The sequence below is a fragment of the Martinezella lusitana genome (assembly GCF_016901135.1).
Taxonomy (GTDB): domain Bacteria; phylum Pseudomonadota; class Alphaproteobacteria; order Rhizobiales; family Rhizobiaceae; genus Rhizobium; species Rhizobium lusitanum_D.
Map to the genome: position 1 here is coordinate 687,538 of NZ_JAFEVL010000045.1, position 22,672 is coordinate 710,209.

Sequence of the window (22,672 nt, forward strand, 5' to 3'; positions counted from 1 at the left end):
ATATGGACCAACGTCAAGCCCTCACCGCATTCGGCGCGCTTTCCCAGGAAACCCGGCTGCACATCATCCGAATGCTTGTGGTCGCCGGCCCCGACGGCATGGCGGCGGGTGCGATTGCGGAAAGGGCAGAGGTGTCGCCGTCGAATGTCTCCTTCCACCTGAAGGAACTGGAGCGGTCAGGGCTGATCGCGCAGCAGCGTGAGTCCCGATCGATCATCTACACGGCGAACTATGAGGCACTCGGGGGCCTGGTTAGATTCCTGATGGAAGACTGCTGCTCCGGGCACCCGGAAATTTGTGCGCCGGCCGCGGAGGTCGCGGCTTGCTGTACCCCTAAAATGGAGGAGAAACTGCAATGACCACTGACCGCGTTTACAATGTGCTCTTTCTCTGCACGGGCAATTCCTCCCGCTCGATCCTGGCGGAGTCTATTCTCAACACCGAGGGCAAAGGTCGATTCAAGGCCTATTCAGCCGGCAGCCAGCCGAAGGGTGAGGTCAATCCCCATGCGCTGAAGGAACTTGCGGCGCAGGGCTATCCGTCGACCGGTTTCCGCTCGAAGAGCTGGGACGAGTTCGCCGAGCCGGGTGCTCCGGAAATGGACTTCATCTTCACCGTCTGCGACAGCGCGGCCGGCGAGGCTTGCCCGGTCTGGATCGGCCATCCGATGACAGCCCATTGGGGCATCGAGGATCCCGCCGCCATGGAGGGCAACGAAATCGAGAAGGGCCGTGCCTTTGCCCAGGCCGCAAGATACCTGAAAAACCGTATATCGCTGTTCGTGAACCTGCCGCTCGCAACGATCGACAAGCTCGCGTTGGAAACGCACCTGCGTCAGATCGGCGCCACGGAAGGCGCCAGCATCAAGCAGCCCAAGGCAAGCTGATGGTTGGGTTTGATTTGCCGCGTCGGCTGGTTGCCGAGGCCCTTGGCACCGCCATGCTGGTCGCGACCGTGGTCGGATCGGGCATCATGGCAACGTCGCTGACGCAGGACCTCGGGCTCGCGCTGCTCGGCAACACCTTGGCGACGGGCGCCATCCTCGTCGTGCTGATCACCGTGCTCGGACCGATCTCCGGCGCCCACTTCAATCCGGCGGTGTCGCTGATCTTTGCGATGTCTCGTTCGCTGCCGAAGCGCGATTTTGGCGGGTATGTCCTGGCACAGATTGCCGGCGGTGTGGCCGGCACGCTGGCCGCGCATCTGATGTTCGACCTGCCGCTGATCGAGCTGTCGAGCAAGGTTCGCACCGGCGGTGCGCAGTGGTTCTCGGAAGGTGTCGCAACCTTCGGGCTGGTGGCAACCATCCTCGCCGGCATCAAGTTCGAACAGAAGGCGGTGCCGTGGTTGGTCGGACTTTACATCACCGCCGCCTACTGGTTCACCGCCTCGACCTCTTTCGCCAATCCGGCGGTGGCCTTGGCCCGGTCGCTGACCAATACCTTCTCCGGCGTTCGCCCGGTCGATCTTCCGGGCTTCTGGGTGGCGGAGATCGCCGGCGCGGTCGCAGCCCTCATCCTGTTCACTTGGCTGCTGCAGCCAAGCGCTTCATCAACCGTATCGTCAGAGGCAAAGCTATGAACGCCACCATCTATCACAACCCGGAATGCGGCACATCGCGCAACACGCTGGCGATGATCCGCAATGCCGGTATCGACCCGACCATCATCGAATATCTCAAGACGCCGCCATCGCGTGACGAGCTAGTCAAGATGATCGCCGATGCCGGCCTGAGCGTGCGCGAAGCCATCCGCCAGAAGGATACGCCCTACGCCGAGCTCGGTCTCGACAATTCTGCCTTGACCGACGATCAGCTGGTCGATGCGATGTTGAAGGATCCGATCCTGATCAACCGGCCGTTCGTCATCACACCGCTCGGCACGCGGCTGTCCCGGCCGTCGGAGGTCGTGCTTGAGATCCTATCGGAAACGCACAAGGGCGCCTTCACCAAGGAAGACGGTGAGAAGGTGCTCGATAACGAGGGTAAGCGCGTTGTCTGATCTGCCTGCTGCGTCAAAGCAACATCTCGAGCTTCCCGATATGGCTGCGTTGCGGCCGCCGTTCTCCACGCACAAACCTCGGATCCTGATCCTATACGGCTCGCTGAGGACGGTCTCCTACAGCCGGTTCCTGGCGCACGAAGCCGCGCGGTTGCTCGAGCACTTCGGCTGCGAGGTCCGGATCTTTAACCCGGAGGGTCTCCCTCTTCCCGATGCGGAACCGGTCAGCCATCCAAAGGTGCAGGAGCTGCGCGACCTGTCAACCTGGTCGGAAGGCCAGGTGTGGGTGAGCCCCGAACGCCACGGCTCAATGACCGGGATCATGAAGGCGCAGATCGACTGGATTCCGCTGTCGGTCGGATCGGTCCGGCCGACACAGGGCAAGACGCTTGCCGTCATGCAGGTCTCCGGCGGCTCGCAGTCCTTCAACGCGATCGGCCAATTGCGCATCCTCGGCCGCTGGATGCGGATGATCACTATTCCGAACCAGTCGTCTGTAGCGAAGGCCTTCCAGGAGTTTGATGCCGACGGTCGCATGAAACCCTCGTCCTTTTACGACCGCGTCGTCGACGTCTGCGAGGAGCTGGTCAAGTTCACCTGGCTGACCCGTGACGCATCGGCCTATCTCACCGATCGCTACAGCGAACGGAAGGAAGAAGCAGAAAAGCTCGAACAGCGTGTGAGCCTGAAATCCATATGACCACCAGCAACGAACGGCCACCCATCGCCGCAATCCTCGCCCTCGGTCTCACGCAGATCATCGGCTACGGAACACTCTATTACAGCTTCAGCATCCTCGCGCCGGCTATGGCGCGGGATTTGAACTGGTCGTCGGAATGGATTTTTGGCGCGCTATCGGCGGCTCTCCTGGTTGGCGGTCTCGCCGCGCCAACGATGGGCAAGTGGATCGATCGCTTTGGCGCTGGCAGGATCATGACAGCCGGCTCGGCGATCGCGGCTGCCGCACTTGCCGCTTGCGCGTTCGCTCCCGGTAAGATCACCTTCGTTGCTGCCCTGATCGCCATCGAGACGGCGTCCAATCTCGTGCAGTACGGCGCCGCCTTTGCCTTGCTCGTACAGATCAGGCCGCGGGTGGCTCAGCGCAGCATCACATATCTGACGCTGATCGCCGGCTTCGCTTCGACGATCTTCTGGCCGATCACGACGGCGTTGCATGCGCATCTCTCCTGGCAAAACGTCTATCTGATCTTCGCGGCGATCAATCTTTTGGTCTGCCTTCCCATTCATGCATGGTTGTCGCGCAGCGTCAGCGAAATCCGAAAACGGGAGAAGAACGAAGCGACAAAACATGTCGAACCAAGCCTTCCGCCGTCGATCCAGACGCCGGCCTTCATCCTGATGGTCATGGGTTTTGCTCTGGAGAGCTTCGTCAACGCGGCACTTCTCATGCATATGGTTCCCGTCCTATCCGGACTCGGTCTCGGAGCCATGGCGGTGATGGTCGGCACGCTTTTTGGCCCGTCGCAGGTGCTGAGCCGCTTCATCAACATGGTCTTCGGGGGCGGACTGTCGCAACTGAGGCTCGCACTTATCTCCGCTGTGTTGTTGCCAGCGGCTCTTGTCGTTTTGATAGTCACCGCGCCGTCGGTGCCAGGCGCACTGGCGTTTGCCGTCGTCTTCGGTCTCGGCTCGGGCCTGAGCAGCATCGTGCAGGGGACCTTGCCGCTGGCACTATTTGGAAGTGAGGGCTACGGAAAGCGGCAAGGACAAGTCTTATCCATTCGTCTGGTGATCTCATCGACCGCGCCGTTCATTCTGGCGTTCATGATGGAAAACATCGGCGTATCATGGTCTCTGTCTGTCGCCGCCTTGCTGGGCACTGTCGCCGTTGCTGCGTTCTTCGGAATCATGCGTCTGATGCGGCCGTTGACCAGACCCCAACCTCTCCTTAGCGGACGGTAACCTTCGAACTGGAAGGAGATGGCAGCGCCTCTTCATTTGAGAGTGCTTCCACCCCTCTACAGTAAAGTCGATTAGCATTACCAGGTATCTAAGGCAAATTGAGCAGAGAGAAAACTCCGGCGCCGCTTTACACCTTGGGGGAGTTCCGGCGAGGCTCATGTGTTAGAACGACCATCTGTTGCATTGCTTTCGCCGACCGTGGCCGGAGGAAAGTTTAACCGCCGACATTATCGAGCGCGACGGCTTTTCCACTGCGGATTCCTATGATCTGCATGGATGTGTGGGCGTGGTTATGTTCATCCATCTTAAAATTGCCGCCGAGGAAAGAATTCATCGACGACGCTTTCAAAGTGCGCTGTATTGCCGACGGCTCGTCGGAGCCCGCTCTATTGATAGCGTCGGCGACCAACTGGATTGCTTCAAATGCAAATGCCGAGCGCTGGGTCGGCATCAAGCCGTACTTCTCCCGGTAGGCCCGAACGAATTCCTGCAACTGCGCACCGGAGGATGAGGGGGTAAATACCGAAATTCCCGCAGTCTTGTCGAAAGCGCCGCTGGCGATGAATTGCGGAGAAAGTGTCGCCAAGGCTGCCGGAAAATCAATGCGGCCGGCGAGAGGAATTTTACCGCCGCTCTGCTCGTAAGCATGGAAAAAGGCTCCGCTGGATGTGCTTAGAAGAGTGATCAGCCGATCAGGGCTCCGGCTCCTAAGAGTTTCAAGAGTGGGTGCCAGATCGGTTGTGCCTTTGGCGACAACTTCGTTGGCCAGAACCTTGATCCCCGCAGCGGCGGCAGCCTGCGCCATTGCAGTTGCATTCGCACGATTGAAGTCGTTGTCGTCGGCAAGAATGGCAACGCTTTGCACGTTTTCGGTGCGGAGCCACTGCATCATGCCTTTGGCAACATCGCCGTCTGATGGACTGGTCTTGAACACATAGTCATAACCACTCGGACCTGCTGCATCGACGAACTCCTGCCCGGCTGAAATGTCGATAACCAACGGCACTTTTGCCGCGTTTGCTATCGGCATTACAGCTCTGGTCACGGGCGTCGCCAGTGCTCCAATCAGCACCGAAACATGCACGTCTTCCAGCAGCCGCTTTACTCCCGCAATACCGGTTGCCGGGTCGGCTGCATTGTTCGCGTAAAACGCTTCGACCGGACGGTCGAGAACACCGCCCGCTTCATTGATCTTCTGCAATGCCAATTCTATGCCGTACTGCTCGCTTTGCCCCCGATCCGCATTCGGCCCGCTCAGAATCGTCGTCACGCCGATCCTGATAGGGTCTGCAGCGAGCGCCGGACCGAGGGAAAGAATATGGCAGGCGGCTATTATCAGTACATATTTGAGCTTCATGGACATATCCTTGATTAAGAGCTTCGATCAATATTGCAGCTCGCCGGGCCTGGCGCAGGGCAGGCCGGCTCACTCGCGCTAGGCACGGATATCGATGACGACCTTGCCGAAGTGCTGCCCGGCCTGGAGGTATTCGTAAGCGGCAGCAGCCTCACCAAACGGGAAGGAGCAGTCGATGACGGGCTCGATCCTGTTCACGTCGACGAAACGTACAAGCTGTTCGAGCGTGGCGCGGCTACCGACGGTGATGCCAACCAGCCGCTTGGCCCCGCCGATAAGTGCGCCTGGCTCGATGGAGGCGCCGCCGCTGCCGCTGACGCGGCCGACGACCACGACAGTTCCGCCGAATGCTGTGGCTTTCAGGGAGCGCGCCAAGGTATTTTCGCCACCAACTTCGACCACAAGGTCGACGCCTGCTTCCCCGGTCAGCCGTATCACTTCTTGCTGCCATTCCGGCGTCGTCCGATAGTTGACCGTCGCGCTAGCCCCCATTGCGCGCGCGCGCTCGAGCTTGTCGTCCTGCGACGATGTGATGATCGTGAACAGCCCGGCTGCTTTTGCGAGCTTCAGGGCCCATAGCGATACGTTGCCCGTGCCAAGTAGCAGAACGCTGGACCCTGGTTTTGCGGCACCGGCAACGAACAGGGCATTCCAGGCGGTAGCCCCCGCGCACGAAAGCGTGGCGGCGGCTGCGGCATCGAGATTGCCCGGCGCGGCAACGAAATCGTTCTCGCTCGCGGTAATCTCCTCAGCAAGCGTGCCATCGATCTGTGCGCCGAATGACACGCTGGTCTTTGCGGGCGAAATGGAGCCATCAATCCAGCGGGGATAGTAATTCGTGATGACCCTGTCTCCGAGCTTGAAACGCGTCACGCCGGAACCGATCTCCGCCACCTCACCGCAGCCATCGACCAGCGGGACGATCGGATGGTCGGGCGGATTATAGAACTGTCCTTTTGCAAAGCTGACATCGCGCGGGTTGAGCGCCGCAGCCTCGATGCGTACCCTGATATCATTGGTTCCCAATGCGGCGCTCGGCCGTTCGGCAAGCTGCAATCCTGCAAGCCCTGCGCCTGATTTCAGTTGATAGGCCTTCATGATATTTCTCCTTGGGTGTCAGCAGTACTTTTCTGAATTTCAGTGTCCTGGAGATTGAACTTCTGCTTTATGCATAGGACGCGTTTTGGACGTCAGCGAGCATAGACCGCACGACGGACTGCCATCGGAAAATCACCGGTCATTCCTGCGACGGCTGTATTTGTCAGTGCGACGACGGAGAGCGCCTCTGTCGGATCGACCCAGAAATTCGTGCCATAGACGCCGGACCAGTTCCAGGCGCCGGCAGTCACCGGTGAATTTGCCTTGGCCGGGTCTTTGAGAACCGCCACCCCGAGGCCCCAGCCAAAACCGGGACCGGCCGCGCCGACCGGCAGATCGCCGATGGCGTTGGTGGTCATCGCTTTTGCCGTTTCCGGGCGTATGATGCCGGCGCCGCCGGTGCGGATTGCTTCGGCAAAGCGCAAGTAGTCCCTGGCGGTCCCGACCATGCCGACGCCGCCGGCGGGAAAGGCCGTTCTGTCGAAGGCGCGGGAGGGCGAATAGACGATTCCGCTTTGGCCGAACTTCAACGTGAAGGGGTCCGTCATGCGAACGGGCAGCGGCGAAGCGTCGCCGTAGGGTATTGCAAGCGGCTTGCCCTCTGCCGCCACGAATTCCACGCTGGTCATGCCGAGCGGACCGGTCACGAGAGCCCGCACCACTTCGGCAAGCGTCTTTTCCGTCACGCGTTCGACTACGGCGCCCAGAACGTCGATCGCAACGGAATAGTGCCAGCCCTTGCCCGGCTCGAAGAGCAAGGGGGCGGAGGCGATGCGTGCGACATTCTCCTGAAGGGAGAGCCCGGAGCTATCCAGCCCGTCGGATATGCCGAGGCGATGATAGGGACCATCTTCCGGTTCGAGGAAACCATAACCAAGGCCGGCCGTATGGGTCAGCAGATGGCGAATTGTGATGACAGGTTCGCGCCCATCGCCGAGCTTCGGACGGAAATTCGGTAGCCAGCGGGTGACCGGGTCTTCCAGAGCCAACTCACCATTGTCGATGAGAGTCAGCGCCGTCACGCAGACGATCGGCTTCGTCATCGATGCAAGCCGGCAGATCTCATCGACGACCATAGGCCGGCCTGCTTCCCGGTCTGCGAAGCCTGCGGCGCGCTGGTAGACGATATTGCCATTCTGAGAGACGACAACCGTCGTTCCGACGATCTTGCCGGAGCCTGTGGCGGCATCGATGACGGAATCGAGCGCCTTTGCCGGTTCCCATTCGGCAGCTGCGGCCGGTGACGCGGCAAGATCCACAAATGCCTGCGTGGCAAGGGCAGGAAGGAAGCCGCTAACGGAGGCTGCCGCGAGAACCTCACGTCTGGTCATCGCAAAACCGCCCGATCGCGCCGAGGTGCCTTTCTCTGGGATCATGCATGTCTCCCGCAAATATTCCCATGAAAATTCGAATGGATTTGAGATATAGCTTTTCGTCAGAGGTGATAATCTGCCGTTGGCGCGATTCACTTCTCAATCACAGTAGGAAATGACCATGCTCGATCGCATCACCGGAATGCAGGTGTTTTCTCGATCCGCCCATATGGGCAGCATCTCGGCAGCCGCTCGGCAAATGGGACTATCGCCCGGCATGGCGACGAAACATCTGGACGCCCTGGAGCAGCGTCTGGGTGTACGGCTGTTGCATCGCAGCACGCGCAAGCTCAGCCTCACGGAGCCCGGACAGCAATATCTGGAGCTTTGTACGCGCCTGTTGCCGGAACTGGAGGAAGTGGAAGCGACGATCGCCTCCCAGCGCGTCGAGGCAACCGGCCTTTTGCGACTGAACGCGCCGCTCTCATTCGGCGTCCACTATATAGCGCCGCTCATCCCCACCTTCAGCGAAAGACACCCGGGCGTCACCGTGGATCTCGGCCTGAACGACCGGGTGGTCGATCTGATGGACGAAGGCTGGGACCTGACGATCCGCGTCGGCCGCCTGAAGGACAGCCGCCTTGTTTCCAGAAAATTGGCGGAAAGCGCCATGATCATCTGCGCCGCTCCCGGCTATTGGTCGAAGCATGGCCGACCCGAATCCTGGGCTGATCTGCAAAACCACAATTGCCTCGGATTTGTTTTCTCCAACATCGCACGGCCCGACGAATGGTTCTTCGGCAGGGATCGGCAAAAGCGCATTGCGATAAAGGGCACCATGCGGGCCAACAATGGCGATGCCCTTGTCGCGGTCGCGGTGGCCGGTCTCGGCGTTCTCTACGAGCCTGAGTTCATCGTCGCGGATGCAATCCGGCGCGGCGAGTTGGAAGCTGTACGGCTCGATGCCCCGACGGCGGATCTCGGAGGCATACACATCGTCTACTCGCCGGACCGGTCCCCTCCGGCAAAGGTCAGGGTGATGATCGACTTCCTCGTCGCAGCGTTCAATCCGCGACCGCCATGGATGGTGGCGTCGCTTTAACTTGGATCGGCTGTGATTCGGCGTTGACGGACGACCCCCGTGGCCACCCCGATTTAGTCCTTTGAAGTCATTGATGAACTTTGCAGCGATGCGGGCTCACGATCGACGCCCATATCGACTGGTGCGACGAGGTGTATGGGAGCACCACGGCTACCCGGCAAACGTTTGAGACTGCATCGTGAAGTTAGTGGATGTTCCACAACCGGGTATTGAACCTCAAGACAAAATGTCTATTTTTTCGCGCTGTAAATGTGGGCGCAACGTCGAACCCCCAGGATTTTGCGAAGCTCACGCTTCGCCCCTTGCTTTGCGGATGCCTACGCCACCACTCGGAGTTTCAGGCAGACAATGACATTTCCAACGATACAGCTGCCGCAGAGAGCTCTCACGCTTTCTCAGAACGTAATCTCAATGCCGAAAGCCAGCTATTTCTCGTTGCCGATAGTGATCGCCCTTACCGTTTTCCTGGTGATTTCTGAAGCTCCGGGCATTTTGAGGGATTGGACGATCAATCAAAACCCCGTCACGCTTGATAGTGGCGATATTCGCGACGGAAAATGCTCGACCAGAAAGGGCTTCTTCACCAACTGCTCGGCCCATCTCAACTATACGTATAATGGTCAGAGCTATGACAAGGACGTCGAGATCATGTTCGTCGACATCCATGCCGGTGATTATGACACGAATCTCGTCATTTCCGGGGATCACCCGGATTTGGCGACCCTGAGCCTCGGCATTGATAAGCTCTGGAATCGCATCATAACGCTGGCTGTGTTCGTTGCCCTTCTCGGCGGCGCCAGCATCGCCGTGATTTTCCAGATCTTGCGTGTCTGGCGCGTCCGCGGGCGCTTGCGCCAACCTGCTCAACTCGTGCCGGTCCCGGTGGAAATCACGGCATTCGACCGGCGGCGCAAGCGATTGACGGTGACCTATGCGGACAAGATAGCCGGGAAAAAGACCGGGCGAGCGGCACATACGCGTTTCGAGCCGGGACAGGAACCCCTTCTCGTCGGCGAAAATGGCGGTAAAGCCGTGGCGCTTGCCGTCTGGCATGGAAACACGTCGCTCCCGGTGCTTCTGGATGCGCAGCTGGAGCGGATCGAGATGACGGCGGAAGAGCGCGCAAGGGTTCTCGCTCCGCTGACTGCCGAACTAGGCGGGCGTCCGCTGGAGCTCGTTGTGCGAGGGAAGAAAGGGCCGTCCATCATGACGCGGCTCGCGAGATTCTTTCTCGTGATACTCCTGATCATCGGCGGCATTTTCGGCTACTGGCTTTGGTATGTGACCAGCGCAGGTTCGCAGTTTACTTCGCCCGCTATGGATCTCAACAATATGATGCCGACGGCTCTCAACCGCTGGGGTTGTGATCAGCTGAAGAAGCGCTTCGGCGATCAACGCGCGCCCTTTGGATGCACCGCTTCAGACTACACCAGCTGGAAGTGACGCCGGAACAACGTCGATTGAATTCTGCCTAACGCGGGCTCCCTGGGAGCTCGCGTTAGGCAGAATGTCCATTCGCTGCACTCCGCCTGTTCACTTGATCACGCTCGGCAAGCATTGCTCATGGATCCGCAATTGGCAGAGTGCAAAAGAAGCGTAGTTGACGGCATTACCGCGGCTCGGCATCTTTTCTTTGGGACGCAGGACCGAGAGCAGGGGTTACCCTTTCAGACTGTCGACTAGCCCGCAAATCATTCTCATCGAAGGCGAACCGACGCAACACGGCAAAAAGCGCTTCGTTCACTTGAGCGCCATCCAAAATGTCAGGGTCGTCGCAGATAACGTTGATTGTTCTCTGTACAACGCGATCGACCGCCTGGTCAGAGTCGACAAGCTTCCTCGCCCATACTTGAAGGATGGCACGGAGTGAAGGGTCTTGAGCCATTTCCGCGGATTCCGGCAGAGGCATCAATGCTCATCCAGGTGTATCTTGCAGGCGAGAGCAGGTGGCACCCCTCTGTCGCCACCGCCTACGGGATCTTTTGGTGACAATGAGGTCATGGTAACGCCAATCGAGCAAGAGTCCATCCCACGGCTTCAACGTCGTGCGAGAGTTTCGGTCCATTGAGTTGCGCGCTGCTCCATGTATCTCTCGATGTCAATTTTTGTATGACGTGCTTGCGCAACACGCTCAAGGCAGCGTTACGTCGTCTTCAGAATGAAATCAGTTCGCGTTCTTCTGCTGGATCCGGTCCTCGGCGATCCAGCGGGCCGCCAGCACAAGCGCACCCATGCTGAAGTCCTTGCCGTGCCTGGCAACCATTTCCTCGGACAATCGAGCTAGCTGCTCGAAAAAGGCGTCCTTGCTTTTCTCTTCGGGGCTGAGTTCGGTTTGCATTGCTTCCTCCATCTCGTGATTATTGCCGTGCTATTTGAACAACTGGGTCGGAAAGGTGATGATCGCCGCGTTTCCGTCGGCGTCGCCAATCGCCAGATGCTGACCGTTGGCGGACCAGGCGAGCGCGTTGAGCGCGCCGCCGGAGGGTCTGAGGATAAGTTCCGCCGGAGAACCGACCGGGGAAACGACCAGCCGGCCATTGGCGTAGCCGGCCGCAACGAGGTTCCTTTTTGGATGGGCCGCCACCGTGTCGACGAGGAGAAAACCTGCCCGGCCGGTCGTCAGGGCGCCTTTGTTGTCACCCGAAAGGGGTGGCGCGTCCATCGACCATGCCGCAATTCGAAGGGCTCCCGATGAGACCAATGCGCTCGGTGCGCTGCTCCAGCATACGGTCCGCACCGGCCCGGGGAAGTCGGCGATGATACCGGATCGATCGCCCGCAAGATCAAGCAGGCAGAGCCCTCCGGAGGCGAGCCCACATGCCAGCCAACCGCCGTCATGGTTCCAGCGGACGGAGAGAGGCTGGGACGGCAAAGAGATCGAGCGCCATGAGGCCGCAGGATCGCCCATCTGTCGGACAGACAGCCGATCGCCGGCGGCAACGGCAACCAACCTTCCGTCTCTCGAGATCGATACCAACTCAAGCTGCGACGTTGCAATGTCTCCGATCTTCACAAGGTCGGTGCCGCGCAGCTTTATGAACAGATGTTGGCGGTCGATGGCGACTGTAGCGCCGGTCACTCTGCAGTGGGCGATCGAAACGACGGGCTCGCCGGTCTTGAACAGCGTTCCCGCACCACTGCCCTCGGCCGTGAGGCGGGCGACATTGCCATCGGTCATTCCCAGAACGAAATCGGAATTCTGATAGCCGGCGATCGACGACGTCTTTGCGGCTGTGGAGACTTGAACCAGGGGCGACGGCGGAGACATGCGGGGACGGATCGTCGTCCGGCCGAAATCGGCGCTCGTGTGCATCCGCGAACGTGGTGGCTCGCTGTCGGCCACGCGGGCAAGTGCCACTGTTCCATCCATTTGCGAAATCGCAAGAACAGAGTCGTCGGCGTTGAACTGCACTCCGGTGACCGGCGACGGGCACTGCCAGCTTCGCGCCAGGAGGTCGAACAATGTCGGGTTGGAAAGGGTTTGCTGGTTCACGCTGGTCCTCCCGTCATGTGCCATTCTCCGCCGCGAGCGATGCGTCGACTTCAGCCACCGCATGCTCGGCCTCGGCGATGGCCTTGTTGCTGTCGGCCTGCGCGGCTCGGATTGCGTCGGCTTTCGCCTCTACATCACGCAATTCCCGTACCAGTTCCTCCGAGGTTCCATCTCTGCCGATTTCCATCTCAAGGCGAAGAATGTCCATTTCCGTTCCGGCGAGGGCTTGAGTCAGCTTCAAGGCGCCGGCGGTGAGCGTCGACAGGTTCGCGACCAGCGCCAGGCGCCGATGGAGCAGATCGACATGCGAGCCCGTCCGATCGGTCATCGACCGTCTCCCGATTTTGGCCGTTCAGGCGTCTTCCAGGCTTCGAGGATGGGCGGAAGCTCGGGCAATTGTGCCCTGAACTGCCTTTCCGCCATCTCTATATGAGTTCGCAATTCATCCCAGATATCGACGCGAATCATCGTGTCGCCGGTAAGCTTCTCGACCTCTTCCAAATGAAGTTGACGTGACAGCGAAACGCCGGAAAAGACGAAATCACGCAGCATGATGGCGTGTCTTTCCACAAAGGCATGGATCATCGGATGGGTTTCCTGGGTGACCCCCGTACCGGCCAATTGCTTCAGGATGAAGTCCTGGAAATGGCTCTGCAGCCGATATTGGCTTTCTCCCATGAAGCGAATGACGAAAACGAGATCGCGCTGCATGAGCCGGACCAAATCCGTCGTGACATCGTCGCCGCCCTCGCCCTGCAAAGGGGGCGGCGGAACAGGATTTCCGTCCTTCTTTGTCATATCCGGTTCCTGGCAATCCGAGAGGATGCTTCCGCTCCTCTTTGTCTCTAAAATGTAAGATAAGAAAATAGGGTTGTCGACATTTGTTTGTTGTGCATTTGCTAAGTAAACATGTTGCAATAGCGAATATATTTCAAATATTACTTCTGTAAATTACAATCGTAAAATAATGTTACACTATATTGCACGCAGATTAATCTAGATGGCTTGGCAGGTTATTGCAGAGCTCGAAATCCGTTAATTTGCGAACTGGCACGGGCGTTGCATATCCATTGCCATAAGAAGCCCATCGCGTTTCAGGCGATGCTAGAAGAACGAAGGATGGAGAAGCGAGATCTAAGCGCCTGCCGTTGCGTTGATTGACTGGCTGGCCAGCGAGCTTTCCGACTACCTTTGCCGTGATCCACTTGAACGGTCGGACCTTGGTCGCGCCTGACGGCGCATCTCTTTGCCGTGCCGTTCCAACTCTCGCACGCGGCGCCTGGCGTCGCTTCATGCCGAGGCCAACGGGCTGACGGCGCAACATAGTGGAGGCTTATCATATGTCGTCTTTGACGCTGAACAAGATTACCTCGCAACGCGGCATTTCCGTCGGCGAGGCGACCAAGAAAATTTCCGACCTGGGTTGGAACCCGACTTACGTTCAGGAAGCGATGACGTTTCCGACGGACTATAAGATCAATAAGGCACCGCGCGATCCGATGAAGCAGGTCCTGCGGTCCTATTTCCCGATGCAGGAAGAAAAGGATAACCGCGTCTACGGCGCGCTCGACGCCGCCTTGCGTGGCGACATGTTCCGCAACGTCGAGCCGCGCTGGGTCGAGTGGATGAAGCTCTTCCTGGCGATCATTCCTTTCCCGGAAATCTCCGCCGCCCGTTCGATGGCGATGGTTGCGCGCATCGCGCCCGGTGAAGATCTGCGGACCGGCTTCACCATGCAGATGGTCGACGAGTTCCGGCATTCAACGATCCAGATGAACCTGAAGAAATGGTACATGGAAAACTATATCGACCCGGCGGGCTTCGATATTACCGAGGAAGCCTTCGGGAAATGTTATGCCACGACCATCGGTCGCCAGTTCGGCGAAGGCTTCATCACCGGCGATGTGATGACCGCCGCCTGCATGTATCTCACCGTCGTTGCGGAGACGGCCTTTACCAATACCCTCTTCGTGGCAATGCCATCGGAAGCCGCGCGCAATGGCGACTATGCATTGCCGACCGTGTTCCTGTCGGTTCAGTCCGATGAAAGCCGGCACATCGGCAACGGCCACTCGCTGCTGATGGCGGCATTGAAGGAGCCGGAAAATCACCTCTTGCTCGAGCGCGACCTGCGCTACGCCTTCTGGCAGAACCACGCGATCGTCGATGCCGCCATTGGCACCTTCATCGAATACGGCACCACCAATCGCGACAAAAACAAGGAATCCTATGCGGAGATGTGGCACCGCTGGATCTTCGAGGACTATTATCGGACCTACATGCTGCCGCTTGAGAAATATGGCATCAAGGTCCATCACGACGACGTCCATGAAGCTTGGAATCGGATCACAAAGAAGCACTATGTCCACAAGGTCGCTCAGTTCTTCACGGTCGGCTGGCCGCTGAATTTCTGGCGCATCGAAGCCCAGACGGACAAGGACTTCGAATGGTTCGAGCACAAGTATCCAGGCTGGTATGCCGAGTTCGGCGACTTCTGGAAATGGCACGCCAAGCTTAGCCATCGCGGCGAAAAGATCATCACCTTCAACGAAGATGTCGGCTACGTCTATCCGCATCGCTGCTGGAGCTGCCTCGTGCCGTGCCTCATCCGCGAGGACATGGTGGTCGACGAGATCGACGGTCAGCTTCATACATTTGCCCATGAGCTGGATCGCTGGACCGCCGTCGAGGCGTTCGCCGACGAGTATCAGGGTCGGCCGACGCCCGCGATGGGCCGCTTCAGCGGCAAGCGCGAGTGGGAGACCGTTTATCACGGCTGGGATCTCGGCGATGCGATGAAGGATCTGAACTTCATCCGCTCCGACGGCAAGACCCTCATTCCGCAGCCGCATCTGCGCTTCGATGCCGAGGAAATGTGGACGCTCGACGATATTCGCGGACACACCATCCAATCGCCGCTGACGCTGCTGCGCCAGATGTCGCCTGCGGATCGTGAAAAGCACATTGCCGAGTACCATGCGGGGTTCACCGTCAACCCCTGCAACTGAGGCTGCCTGCGCGGGGGCCGGTTACCGGCCTCCGCAATATTCCGGGAAGAGGTCGGTCGTCCTCCCTTCGCAAGAAGGTGGAACGGGCAGGAATTGGGAGATTAATCATATGGCTGACGCTCATAAAGTGCGTCTGGAACCTGTCGGCGTCGAGTTCGAGGTCGAACACGGCGAAACCGTTTTGAATGCGGCGTTTCGCCAGGGCATCGCGTTGCCGCATGGCTGCAAGGAAGGGCAATGTTCCGCCTGCAAATGCGTCCTGCTTGAGGGCGAAGTCGACATGCTCAAATACTCGACCTTCGCACTGAACGACATGGAGAAGGATTCCGGCCATATATTGCTGTGTCGGTCGATCGCCTATTCCGACATGGAAGTCGAGCTTCTGAACTATGACGAGGAGCTGCTGGCGAAAGCGATTGCCGTCAAGACATTCAAGGGCCGTATCTCCCATAAGGAGAACCTGACCCACGATATTCGCGGCATCGAAATCGAGCTCAGCTCCCCGATGAAGTTTTGGGCGGGGCAATATGTCGACATCACGGTTACCACGGAAAAAGGGGAGACGATTACGCGCTCGTTCTCCATGGCAAATACGCCGGACCAAACCCAAAAACTCTCCTTCATCATCAAGAAATACCCAGAAGGAAAGTTCTCTGGCGAACTCGATTCCGGAGGAATCCGGGTTGGAGCCGAAGTCTCCGTCGTCGGACCCTACGGCACCTGCTTTCGACGGGAGGACCGGGAAGGACCGCTAGTGCTGGTGGGAGCCGGGTCCGGCATGTCGCCGGTCTGGTCGATACTCAACGATCACGTCAGGAGCGGCGAGAAGCGGGCCGTCTACTTCTTTTATGGTGCGCGCACACCCGACGACCTGTTCTACCTCGACCGTATCGCAGACCTCGTCAGCGGGCATCCGGACGTCAAATTCATACCCGTGCTGTCGCATGCCGACGGCAACGGAGCCTGGGACGGGGAGAGGGGTTTCGTCCACCAGACCGTCGACGCGGTGCTCAAGCAATTGGCGATCGACGGCGCGGGAGATGTCTATGCCTGCGGTCCGCCACCGATGATCGATGCGCTTCAACCGGTGTTGTTCATGAACGGCTTCGAAACCGAACGGATTTTCTTCGACAAATTCACCACCTCGTCGGGAGGCAAGCCAGGCCATTGAGGCTGAGCCAGATGAGGACAGCATTAGAGCAACTGCAACAAGGGAGTGAGAACCATGACAGCTACTTCGAGTTCAGTCGGATCGGGAGCCGCAGGCTCGGCAATCTTCGCCGATTCCGATAGCCGGAAATACCGCTATTTCGATCCGAGGGGTCAGCGAGCCACGCACTACGAGGATGTGACCGTCGATGTCCAGCCCGATCCCGAACGGTACCTGATTCAGAACTGGATCATCTCCTTTGCGAATGGCGACGGCGCCTATGTCAAGGACTACACGGCGGCAAAGAGCTCCAACTGGCACGCCTTCCGCGCGCCCGATCAGGAATGGGAGCGCACCCATTACCAGCGTCAGTCGAAGATCGAAACGATGGTGCAAAGCGTGATCACCAATGCCCGAAGGGCCGGCGCGCCGAAAGCCTTCGACAAGGTCTGGATCAAGATACTGCAGGCACATCTGGGAGCGTGGAAACACGCGGAGTTCGGTCTGGGTACGTCGCTCATGCAGGCGCAGCGCTACGGCTATACGCAGATGATCAACAATGCCACGCTGACGAACTCGTCCTACAAGCTGAGGCTCGCCCAGGATATCACTTTGTATCTCGCCGAGATCGGCATGGATATTCCCGGCTGGGACGACGACCTCGGCAAGAAGCACTGGCTTGAGGATGGCGCCTGGCAAGGAACGCGCGAAGCCGTCGAAACGATCATGGGCACCACCGACTATCTGGAGCAGTATTTCGCGATCAACATCGTCTTCGAACCCCTTGTCGGCGAACTCTTCCGGTCTGGTTTTCTCATGCAGGCGGCCGCCGCCAACCACGACTTCATCACGCCGCCGGTGATCTCCGCAGCCGAGGCGGACTATGAGCGTAATCTCGCCAACACGATCGACCTGATCTACCTGCTGGCCAACGACGAAGTCCACGGCGTGGCAAACAAGAAGCTCTTTCAGGGCTGGGTCCGCAAGCACGGCGCGCTCGCCGACAAGGCAGCTACCGGTCTTCAACCGATCTGGTCGATGCCGCATTCCAAACCGATTTCGTTTGCGGACGTTCGCGCCCAATCCAAGGAGCGGATCGGCAAAATTCTCGGCGAACTCGGCCTCAAGCGTTAAACCAAGGAGCAATCATCATGTCATCAGTCGCACGCGACGCTACGCAGTCCAACATCTTCAAATCGATGAAGGACATCACCTTCGACCAGACGATTTCGCATCAGTGCGGTGTCACCATGAACGATTCGGTGGAGGCGAGGGCCATCGCCGAGTTCATGGGCAAGAAACCCGGTGTCACAGTGACCTATCAGCCCGCGATGATCCGTATCGACGGGGACGGCAAGCTGATCTTCAAGATGGATGAAATCAGTGAGTATCTCGGACGCGAGATGACGGCGGAGATCTTCGAGGTCAACACGTCCACGCATTACGGCCGCATGGTCCGCGTCGATGACAACCAGGTGATCCTCTTCGGAAACATGGAGGAGGTCTTCGAATACATCTGAGAAGACGCCCGGAATCGGCGCGCCGTTTGGGAGGCGCGCCGGCAACATCAACGCAATTGCTGCGGAGGCAACAATGTTCAAGACACCTGAAGGCAAGGAAATCTTCGTGGTCGACGGCCACACCCATTTCTGGGATGGGAGCCCAGAAAATCAGCGCAACATTCACGGCAAGCAGTTTGTCGAATGCTTTTACGCCTATCACACGGCGCTGAGCCCCAAGGAGCAGCTCTGGGAGAAAAGCAAGTTCGAGAAATACAGCGCCGACGATCTTTACCGCGATCTTTTCATCGACGGTCCGGACGACGTGGCGATCGTTCAGTCGACCTATCTCAAGGACTTCTACAAGAACGGTTTCAATACCATCGAGCGCAACGCCGAGGTGGCCAAGCGCTATCCGGAGCGCTTCATTGTCAACGGCTCCTTCGATCCGCGCGATGGAGAGAAGGCTCTCGAATATATCCACTTCATGAAGGAGACCTACGACATCAAGGGCGTGAAGATGTACACGGCCGAATGGAACGGCGCTTCCAAGGGATGGAAGCTCAACGATCCGGATGCCTACAAATGTTTCGAACTCTGCGAGAAACTCGGCATCAAGAACATCCATGTCCACAAGGGACCGACGATTCTGCCGCTCAACAAAGATGCCTTCGATGTCCATGATGTCGACTATGCGGCGACCGACTTCCAGAATCTGAACTGGATCGTCGAACATTGCGGCCTGCCCCGTCTCGATGACTTCTGTTGGATAGCCGTCCAGGAGACCAACGTCTATGGCGGCCTCGCCGTGGCGCTTCCGTTCATTCATTCACGGCCGCGTTATTTTGCCGAGGTGATTTCCGAGCTGCTGTTCTGGGCCGGCCCGGACAAGATCCTGTTCGGCTCCGACTACGCGATCTGGACGCCGCGCTGGTTGATCGAGAAGTTCTGGGCCTTCGAACTACCCGACGACATCAAGCAGGAACGGGGCGTGGATCTGACGCCGGAGATCAAGGAAAAAATCCTCGGCCTCAATGCCGCACGTCTCTACGACATCGACATCGAGGCGAAGAAGGCAGCTTTGATCAGTTCGCCTTTCAGCGTTGCTGCGGAGTAGGGACGATGAACCCGGTCAGCATGTCCGCCAGCCGCCAGGGGGAGCTCTGGTGGCGGCTCGAGCAGGTGAATGACCCGGAACTGGATGAACCCATCACCGAGATGGGTTTCGTCGAGCGGGCAGATGTCGGGCTCGACGGCAGCGTGGATGTCGATTTTCGGTTACCCACTTATTGGTGTTCGCCGAATTTCGCCTTTCTGATGCTGGATGGCATCCGCAGGGCGCTCGACGCGCTGTCCTGGTCACCCATCTACCGGGTGAGCCTGCACGATCATATGTTCGCGGAGGAGGTGAACAAGGGCATCGCGGCTGGAAAGGGCTTCGGCGAGATCTTCGGCGAGCTTGCCGGAGATCAGGACCTCGAAAGCCTGCGTGAGATCTTCCGCATCAAGGCATTCAAACGGCGACAGGAGGCTGTGCTGCTCGGGCTCCGTCATCAGGGCCTGACCGACAGCGAGATCGTCGGCATGGATCTGACGGCCTTCGACATCGCCGGTCTCGACCAGATCGACGATGTCAAGCAGAAGTCGCGATACCGGAAGGCATTGCTGGGACGCTGGCCGGAGCGGCAACCTGGAGATCCCGTCTTCGTAACATGGGAGGGCGTGCAGATTGCCGCCAATGCTCTAAGCGCTCATCTCGCCGATCTGCGAAGCGTCCGCATCAACATGGAGTTCAACGGCGCCCTTTGCCGGGGGTTGAAGCATACGCGCTACAAGGAGTTGGACATGGTTGATGGCGAGCCGACGCTGGTCGACTTCATCATGGATCGGGTTCCTGCTTCCGGCGCCGTGACCCAACCCACCCGGACCTGAAACAACGGCCTTCTCAGCACAAGGCCCCTAATCAACAAACCGCCCGTAAGGCGGAAGGAGGAGTCATGCCTAAAATTATGATCCACAATTCCGAGGCTCGGCGTGCGCTCGCCCGCGGCGTCGGCAAGCTCGCGGCGGCTGTCGAGCCGACGCTCGGCCCAAAGGGCATGAATGCGATGATCGATCGCCCGCTCGGAACGCCGATGGTGACCCGGGACGGCGTCAGCATCGCTTCCGAGATCGAGTTGCGCGACCGGTTCGAGAACATGGGTGCGCAGGTCGTTCGCGAAGTCTCGATGCAGACCAACGAAATCGCCGGTGACGGCACGACGACGGCCATCGTCCTGGCCAACGCGCTCATCCAGAAAGGTATCGAGGCCAACGAGCGCGGCGCCAAATCCGTCGATCTGTGCAAAGGCATCGATATTGCCGTGGCAAAGGTCGTGGAGGCGCTCAAGGCGAGCGCCAAACCGGCAAAGGGAAACGGCAGCCTGGCCGCGGTCGCCAACATCGCAGCGACCGATCCGAAGCTCGGAGCACTGGTTGCGGAAGCCTATGAGCGCGTTGGAACCAGCGGCGCCATTTCTACCGATTTCAGCGTGACGACGGAAACGACCCTCGATGTCGTCGAGGGCATGTCGTTCGAACGCGGCTATCTCTCCCATCACATGGTCACTGATCAGGAGAGGATGGAGGTAGTTCTGGATCGGCCGTACCTCTTGATGACCGATTTGAAGATCAAGGAGCCGGCATCTCTCGACGCCGTCCGCCGGCTCGCCGAAAAGGCCGACCGGCCCTTGGTGATCGTGTCGGAGGAAATGTCGCCTGAAGTCGTGGTGACGCTGCTCGGCAAGCAGGGGGCAGGAAAATATCTGGTCGTCCATCCTCCGGAATATGGCCATTGGCGGAAGGCGATGATGGAGGATCTGGCGATCCTGACCGGCGGACGGGTGATCGCGCACGACCTCGGCGGCAGGCTTGAAGACGTGACTGTCGAGGATCTCGGGACGGCCGAACGGGTCAGGACCAGCTCATCCTACACAACCGTTATTCGCGGAGGCGGCAATGCTGCGGCGATTGCGGCGCGACGCGCCCAGGTCCAGCGTCAGCATGATGTCGCCCCACCCAATATCGAGCAGGACAAGCTGCGTGAACGGCTGGCGAAACTATCCGGCGGAAGCGCTGTCCTCTATGCCGGCGGGGTAACGCCGGTCGAGCAGAAGCGGACCATCCAACTCATCGAGGATTCGATGCATGCGGTGCGTGCTGCCGTGGAGGAAGGCGTGGTCGCTGGCGGCGGCTCGGCGCTCGCGCAGATCGCACCGGTGCTTGATGAGGTGCTGACTTCGGTTGACGGCGATGTCGCAGAGGGCGTGCGCCTTGTGCAGGGCATCCTTTCTCGCCCGCTTTGGCAGATCGCCGCCAATGCCGGCGCCGATCCCGATACCGTCGTTGCGAAGGTCACGCGCGTCAATGGCGGCCATGGTTACGATGCCGCGCTCGGCAGATACCAGAACATGATGGAAGCCGGCATCATCGATCCCGTTCGTGTCACCTATACGGCGCTCAGAAACGCGGCATCGGTCGCGACGCTGATCCTTACCACGGAGACGCTGATCGGAGATCTTGCCGAAAACGAGGACCCGACAGCCGGGCCGGCGCTCGGCGGCGGAGCGGAAAAGCTCGGGCGCGCGTGACGCGAACAAACATCTTCCAGCATTGGAAAGCCAAGAGGATACGACCATGAAAGCTGCGAGACTGTACGAATACGACCCGAAGATGAACGTCCAGTTGAAAATAGAGGAGGTTGCCGCCCCGACAATCACCGATCCGAATGAAGTTGTCGTCCGGGTGGGAGCGGCGGGTCTGTGCCGCACCGATCTGCATATCATCGAAGGCATCTGGAAACCGACGATGGATCCGAACGGCACGCTCTTGCCCTACATCATGGGGCATGAGAACGCCGGGTGGGTGGAGGACGTCGGCAGCGGCGTCAAGTCGGTCAAGCCGGGCGATGCCGTGATCTGCCACCCGTTCCGATCGTGCGGCATCTGCCTCAATTGCCGTCACGGGGAGGATATGTACTGCGACAACGGCCAGTTTCCCGGCCTTGGAATGAATGGCGGTTTCGCGGAATACTTCATCACCAGCGAGCGATCGCTGATCAAGCTGAACCCAAACGTGACGCCCGTCGAAGTTGCGCCGCTCGCCGACGCCGGCATCACGGCCTACAGGGCTGCGAAGCGAGCAGCTAGGTTGCTGAGGCCGGGAAGCTATTGTGTTCTTCTTGGCATCGGCGGCCTTGGCCACATCGCCCTGCAGTCGCTTCACGCGATATCGGGATGCCGCATCATAGCGGTTGATCGCGAGCCGGCCGCGCAATTGCTGGCGAAGGATCTCGGCGCGGATTTTGTCCTCGACGGAGGGCCTAATGTCGTTGAGCAGGTCAAGCAGATCACCGGCGGCGGCGCGCATGTGGTCATCGACTTCGTCGGCGAGCTCGGCGTCGAGAACATCTGCTGGAAGATGGTGCGCAAGGGCGGGCAACTGTTTGTGGTCGGCTACGGCGGCGCGATCAATGTGCCGACAGCGCATCTCGTCATCGAAGAGATCAATATTGGCGGGAGCCTGGTCGGAAATTTCACCGAACTGGTCGAACTGATGGAACTGAACGCCGACGGCAAGGTGAAGATGCACTATACGGAATACAATCTGGCGAGCATCAACACCGCGCTCGACGACTTCAAAAACCGGCGATTTACCGGGCGAGGCGTCATCGTTCCGTGAAAGCCGGGTG

23 protein-coding genes are annotated in these 22,672 nt (G+C 59.1%); 16 read left to right on the forward strand and 7 right to left on the reverse strand.

Annotation, left to right across the window (positions count from 1 at the left end; genetic code table 11):
- Positions 1 to 2 precede the first annotated feature (2 nt).
- Genes JTP94_RS19025 through arsK form a run of 6 tightly spaced genes read left to right on the forward strand, consistent with a single transcriptional unit; the run spans position 3 to position 3,923 of the window.
- Positions 3 to 359, forward strand: coding sequence for a helix-turn-helix transcriptional regulator (locus JTP94_RS19025; protein ID WP_204852014.1), 357 nt, complete (start codon positions 3 to 5; stop codon positions 357 to 359).
- Entirely contained in the window at positions 356 to 886 is a 531-nt protein-coding gene (locus JTP94_RS19030) for an arsenate reductase ArsC (RefSeq protein WP_204852015.1), read from the forward strand. Before JTP94_RS19025 ends, JTP94_RS19030 begins: the two co-directional genes overlap by 4 nt.
- On the forward strand, positions 886 to 1,581 hold the full coding sequence (locus JTP94_RS19035; RefSeq protein WP_204852016.1) for an MIP/aquaporin family protein: 696 nt from the start codon (positions 886 to 888) through the stop codon (positions 1,579 to 1,581). The genes JTP94_RS19030 and JTP94_RS19035 overlap by 1 nt, the downstream gene beginning before the upstream one ends.
- On the forward strand, positions 1,578 to 2,000 hold the full coding sequence (arsC, locus tag JTP94_RS19040; RefSeq protein ID WP_204852017.1) for an arsenate reductase (glutaredoxin): 423 nt from the start codon (positions 1,578 to 1,580) through the stop codon (positions 1,998 to 2,000). Before JTP94_RS19035 ends, arsC begins: the two co-directional genes overlap by 4 nt.
- Entirely contained in the window at positions 1,975 to 2,700 is a 726-nt protein-coding gene (gene arsH, locus JTP94_RS19045) for an arsenical resistance protein ArsH (RefSeq protein ID WP_204852333.1), read from the forward strand. Before arsC ends, arsH begins: the two co-directional genes overlap by 26 nt.
- Positions 2,697 to 3,923, forward strand: coding sequence for an arsenite efflux MFS transporter ArsK (arsK, locus tag JTP94_RS19050; protein ID WP_204852018.1), 1,227 nt, complete (start codon positions 2,697 to 2,699; stop codon positions 3,921 to 3,923). Before arsH ends, arsK begins: the two co-directional genes overlap by 4 nt.
- Before the next feature lie 214 nt (positions 3,924 to 4,137).
- On the opposite strand, the gene JTP94_RS19055 is transcribed toward arsK, so the two are convergent.
- The 3 genes from JTP94_RS19055 to JTP94_RS19065 form a co-directional block, all read right to left on the reverse strand.
- Positions 4,138 to 5,280, reverse strand: a complete 1,143-nt coding sequence (locus JTP94_RS19055) for an ABC transporter substrate-binding protein (RefSeq protein ID WP_204852019.1) — start codon at positions 5,278 to 5,280, stop codon at positions 4,138 to 4,140.
- Between the two features lie 78 nt (positions 5,281 to 5,358).
- Positions 5,359 to 6,378, reverse strand: a complete 1,020-nt coding sequence (locus JTP94_RS19060) for an NAD(P)-dependent alcohol dehydrogenase (protein WP_204852020.1) — start codon at positions 6,376 to 6,378, stop codon at positions 5,359 to 5,361.
- Between the two features lie 92 nt (positions 6,379 to 6,470).
- The gene (locus JTP94_RS19065) at positions 6,471 to 7,754 is read right to left on the reverse strand and encodes a serine hydrolase (RefSeq protein ID WP_246755043.1); all 1,284 of its coding nucleotides are present in this window, start codon (positions 7,752 to 7,754) and stop codon (positions 6,471 to 6,473) included.
- 118 nt (positions 7,755 to 7,872) lie between these two features.
- Here JTP94_RS19065 and JTP94_RS19070 point away from each other — a divergent pair, with 118 nt between their 5' ends.
- Positions 7,873 to 8,793: a LysR family transcriptional regulator gene (locus JTP94_RS19070; RefSeq protein WP_204852021.1), complete on the forward strand. Its 921-nt coding sequence runs from the start codon at positions 7,873 to 7,875 to the stop codon at positions 8,791 to 8,793.
- Positions 8,794 to 9,141: 348 nt separating this feature from the next.
- Positions 9,142 to 10,236, forward strand: a complete 1,095-nt coding sequence (locus JTP94_RS19075) for a hypothetical protein (protein WP_204852022.1) — start codon at positions 9,142 to 9,144, stop codon at positions 10,234 to 10,236.
- A 721-nt stretch (positions 10,237 to 10,957) separates the two neighbouring features.
- On the opposite strand, the gene JTP94_RS19080 is transcribed toward JTP94_RS19075, so the two are convergent.
- The 4 genes from JTP94_RS19080 to JTP94_RS19095 are packed head-to-tail and all read right to left on the reverse strand — an operon-like array spanning position 10,958 to position 13,084.
- Positions 10,958 to 11,131 (reverse strand): hypothetical protein, encoded by a 174-nt coding sequence (locus JTP94_RS19080; RefSeq protein ID WP_204852023.1) that lies wholly within the window; start codon positions 11,129 to 11,131, stop codon positions 10,958 to 10,960.
- 30 nt (positions 11,132 to 11,161) lie between these two features.
- The gene (locus JTP94_RS19085; RefSeq protein WP_204852024.1) at positions 11,162 to 12,286 is read right to left on the reverse strand and encodes a WD40 repeat domain-containing protein; all 1,125 of its coding nucleotides are present in this window, start codon (positions 12,284 to 12,286) and stop codon (positions 11,162 to 11,164) included.
- 13 nt (positions 12,287 to 12,299) lie between these two features.
- A complete protein-coding gene (locus JTP94_RS19090; RefSeq protein WP_204852025.1) occupies positions 12,300 to 12,614 on the reverse strand; it encodes a hypothetical protein in 315 nt (104 codons plus the stop codon).
- Positions 12,611 to 13,084, reverse strand: coding sequence for a hypothetical protein (locus JTP94_RS19095; RefSeq protein ID WP_204852026.1), 474 nt, complete (start codon positions 13,082 to 13,084; stop codon positions 12,611 to 12,613). The genes JTP94_RS19090 and JTP94_RS19095 overlap by 4 nt, the downstream gene beginning before the upstream one ends.
- Positions 13,085 to 13,626: 542 nt before the next feature.
- Here JTP94_RS19095 and JTP94_RS19100 point away from each other — a divergent pair.
- From JTP94_RS19100 to JTP94_RS19135, 8 genes are all read left to right on the forward strand, one after another.
- Positions 13,627 to 15,294, forward strand: coding sequence for an aromatic/alkene/methane monooxygenase hydroxylase/oxygenase subunit alpha (locus JTP94_RS19100; protein ID WP_204852027.1), 1,668 nt, complete (start codon positions 13,627 to 13,629; stop codon positions 15,292 to 15,294).
- A gap of 109 nt (positions 15,295 to 15,403) precedes the next feature.
- Entirely contained in the window at positions 15,404 to 16,465 is a 1,062-nt protein-coding gene (locus JTP94_RS19105) for an NADH:ubiquinone reductase (Na(+)-transporting) subunit F (protein ID WP_204852028.1), read from the forward strand.
- Between the two features lie 54 nt (positions 16,466 to 16,519).
- Positions 16,520 to 17,578 (forward strand): aromatic/alkene monooxygenase hydroxylase subunit beta, encoded by a 1,059-nt coding sequence (locus JTP94_RS19110; protein ID WP_204852029.1) that lies wholly within the window; start codon positions 16,520 to 16,522, stop codon positions 17,576 to 17,578.
- A 17-nt stretch (positions 17,579 to 17,595) separates the two neighbouring features.
- A complete protein-coding gene (locus tag JTP94_RS19115) occupies positions 17,596 to 17,964 on the forward strand; it encodes an MmoB/DmpM family protein (RefSeq protein ID WP_204852030.1) in 369 nt (122 codons plus the stop codon).
- A gap of 73 nt (positions 17,965 to 18,037) precedes the next feature.
- A complete protein-coding gene (locus JTP94_RS19120) occupies positions 18,038 to 19,060 on the forward strand; it encodes an amidohydrolase family protein (protein ID WP_204852031.1) in 1,023 nt (340 codons plus the stop codon).
- 5 nt (positions 19,061 to 19,065) lie between these two features.
- Complete coding sequence (locus JTP94_RS19125; protein ID WP_204852032.1) at positions 19,066 to 19,875, forward strand: iron-sulfur cluster assembly protein; 810 nt, start codon at positions 19,066 to 19,068, stop codon at positions 19,873 to 19,875.
- Positions 19,876 to 19,940: 65 nt separating this feature from the next.
- Complete coding sequence (locus JTP94_RS19130) at positions 19,941 to 21,572, forward strand: molecular chaperone GroEL (RefSeq protein ID WP_204852033.1); 1,632 nt, start codon at positions 19,941 to 19,943, stop codon at positions 21,570 to 21,572.
- Positions 21,573 to 21,618: 46 nt separating this feature from the next.
- Positions 21,619 to 22,662: an NAD(P)-dependent alcohol dehydrogenase gene (locus JTP94_RS19135; protein ID WP_204852034.1), complete on the forward strand. Its 1,044-nt coding sequence runs from the start codon at positions 21,619 to 21,621 to the stop codon at positions 22,660 to 22,662.
- The last annotated feature ends 10 nt before the right edge of the window (positions 22,663 to 22,672 follow it).

Bases quoted from the DNA above. Each gene is read 5' to 3' on its own strand.
- JTP94_RS19025 (WP_204852014.1), top strand. From the start codon at position 3: ATGGACCAACGTCAAGCCCTCACCGCATTCGGCGCGCTTTCCCAGGAA.
- JTP94_RS19030 (WP_204852015.1), top strand. From the start codon at position 356: ATGACCACTGACCGCGTTTACAATGTGCTCTTTCTCTGCACGGGCAAT.
- JTP94_RS19035 (WP_204852016.1), top strand. From the start codon at position 886: ATGGTTGGGTTTGATTTGCCGCGTCGGCTGGTTGCCGAGGCCCTTGGC.
- arsC (WP_204852017.1), top strand. From the start codon at position 1,578: ATGAACGCCACCATCTATCACAACCCGGAATGCGGCACATCGCGCAAC.
- arsK (WP_204852018.1), top strand. From the start codon at position 2,697: ATGACCACCAGCAACGAACGGCCACCCATCGCCGCAATCCTCGCCCTC.
- JTP94_RS19055 (WP_204852019.1), bottom strand. From the start codon at position 5,280: ATGAAGCTCAAATATGTACTGATAATAGCCGCCTGCCATATTCTTTCC.
- JTP94_RS19060 (WP_204852020.1), bottom strand. From the start codon at position 6,378: ATGAAGGCCTATCAACTGAAATCAGGCGCAGGGCTTGCAGGATTGCAG.
- JTP94_RS19065 (WP_246755043.1), bottom strand. From the start codon at position 7,754: ATGATCCCAGAGAAAGGCACCTCGGCGCGATCGGGCGGTTTTGCGATG.
- JTP94_RS19070 (WP_204852021.1), top strand. From the start codon at position 7,873: ATGCTCGATCGCATCACCGGAATGCAGGTGTTTTCTCGATCCGCCCAT.
- JTP94_RS19075 (WP_204852022.1), top strand. From the start codon at position 9,142: ATGACATTTCCAACGATACAGCTGCCGCAGAGAGCTCTCACGCTTTCT.
- JTP94_RS19080 (WP_204852023.1), bottom strand. From the start codon at position 11,131: ATGCAAACCGAACTCAGCCCCGAAGAGAAAAGCAAGGACGCCTTTTTC.
- JTP94_RS19090 (WP_204852025.1), bottom strand. From the start codon at position 12,614: ATGACCGATCGGACGGGCTCGCATGTCGATCTGCTCCATCGGCGCCTG.
- JTP94_RS19095 (WP_204852026.1), bottom strand. From the start codon at position 13,084: ATGACAAAGAAGGACGGAAATCCTGTTCCGCCGCCCCCTTTGCAGGGC.
- JTP94_RS19100 (WP_204852027.1), top strand. From the start codon at position 13,627: ATGTCGTCTTTGACGCTGAACAAGATTACCTCGCAACGCGGCATTTCC.
- JTP94_RS19105 (WP_204852028.1), top strand. From the start codon at position 15,404: ATGGCTGACGCTCATAAAGTGCGTCTGGAACCTGTCGGCGTCGAGTTC.
- JTP94_RS19110 (WP_204852029.1), top strand. From the start codon at position 16,520: ATGACAGCTACTTCGAGTTCAGTCGGATCGGGAGCCGCAGGCTCGGCA.
- JTP94_RS19115 (WP_204852030.1), top strand. From the start codon at position 17,596: ATGTCATCAGTCGCACGCGACGCTACGCAGTCCAACATCTTCAAATCG.
- JTP94_RS19120 (WP_204852031.1), top strand. From the start codon at position 18,038: ATGTTCAAGACACCTGAAGGCAAGGAAATCTTCGTGGTCGACGGCCAC.
- JTP94_RS19125 (WP_204852032.1), top strand. From the start codon at position 19,066: ATGAACCCGGTCAGCATGTCCGCCAGCCGCCAGGGGGAGCTCTGGTGG.
- JTP94_RS19130 (WP_204852033.1), top strand. From the start codon at position 19,941: ATGCCTAAAATTATGATCCACAATTCCGAGGCTCGGCGTGCGCTCGCC.
- JTP94_RS19135 (WP_204852034.1), top strand. From the start codon at position 21,619: ATGAAAGCTGCGAGACTGTACGAATACGACCCGAAGATGAACGTCCAG.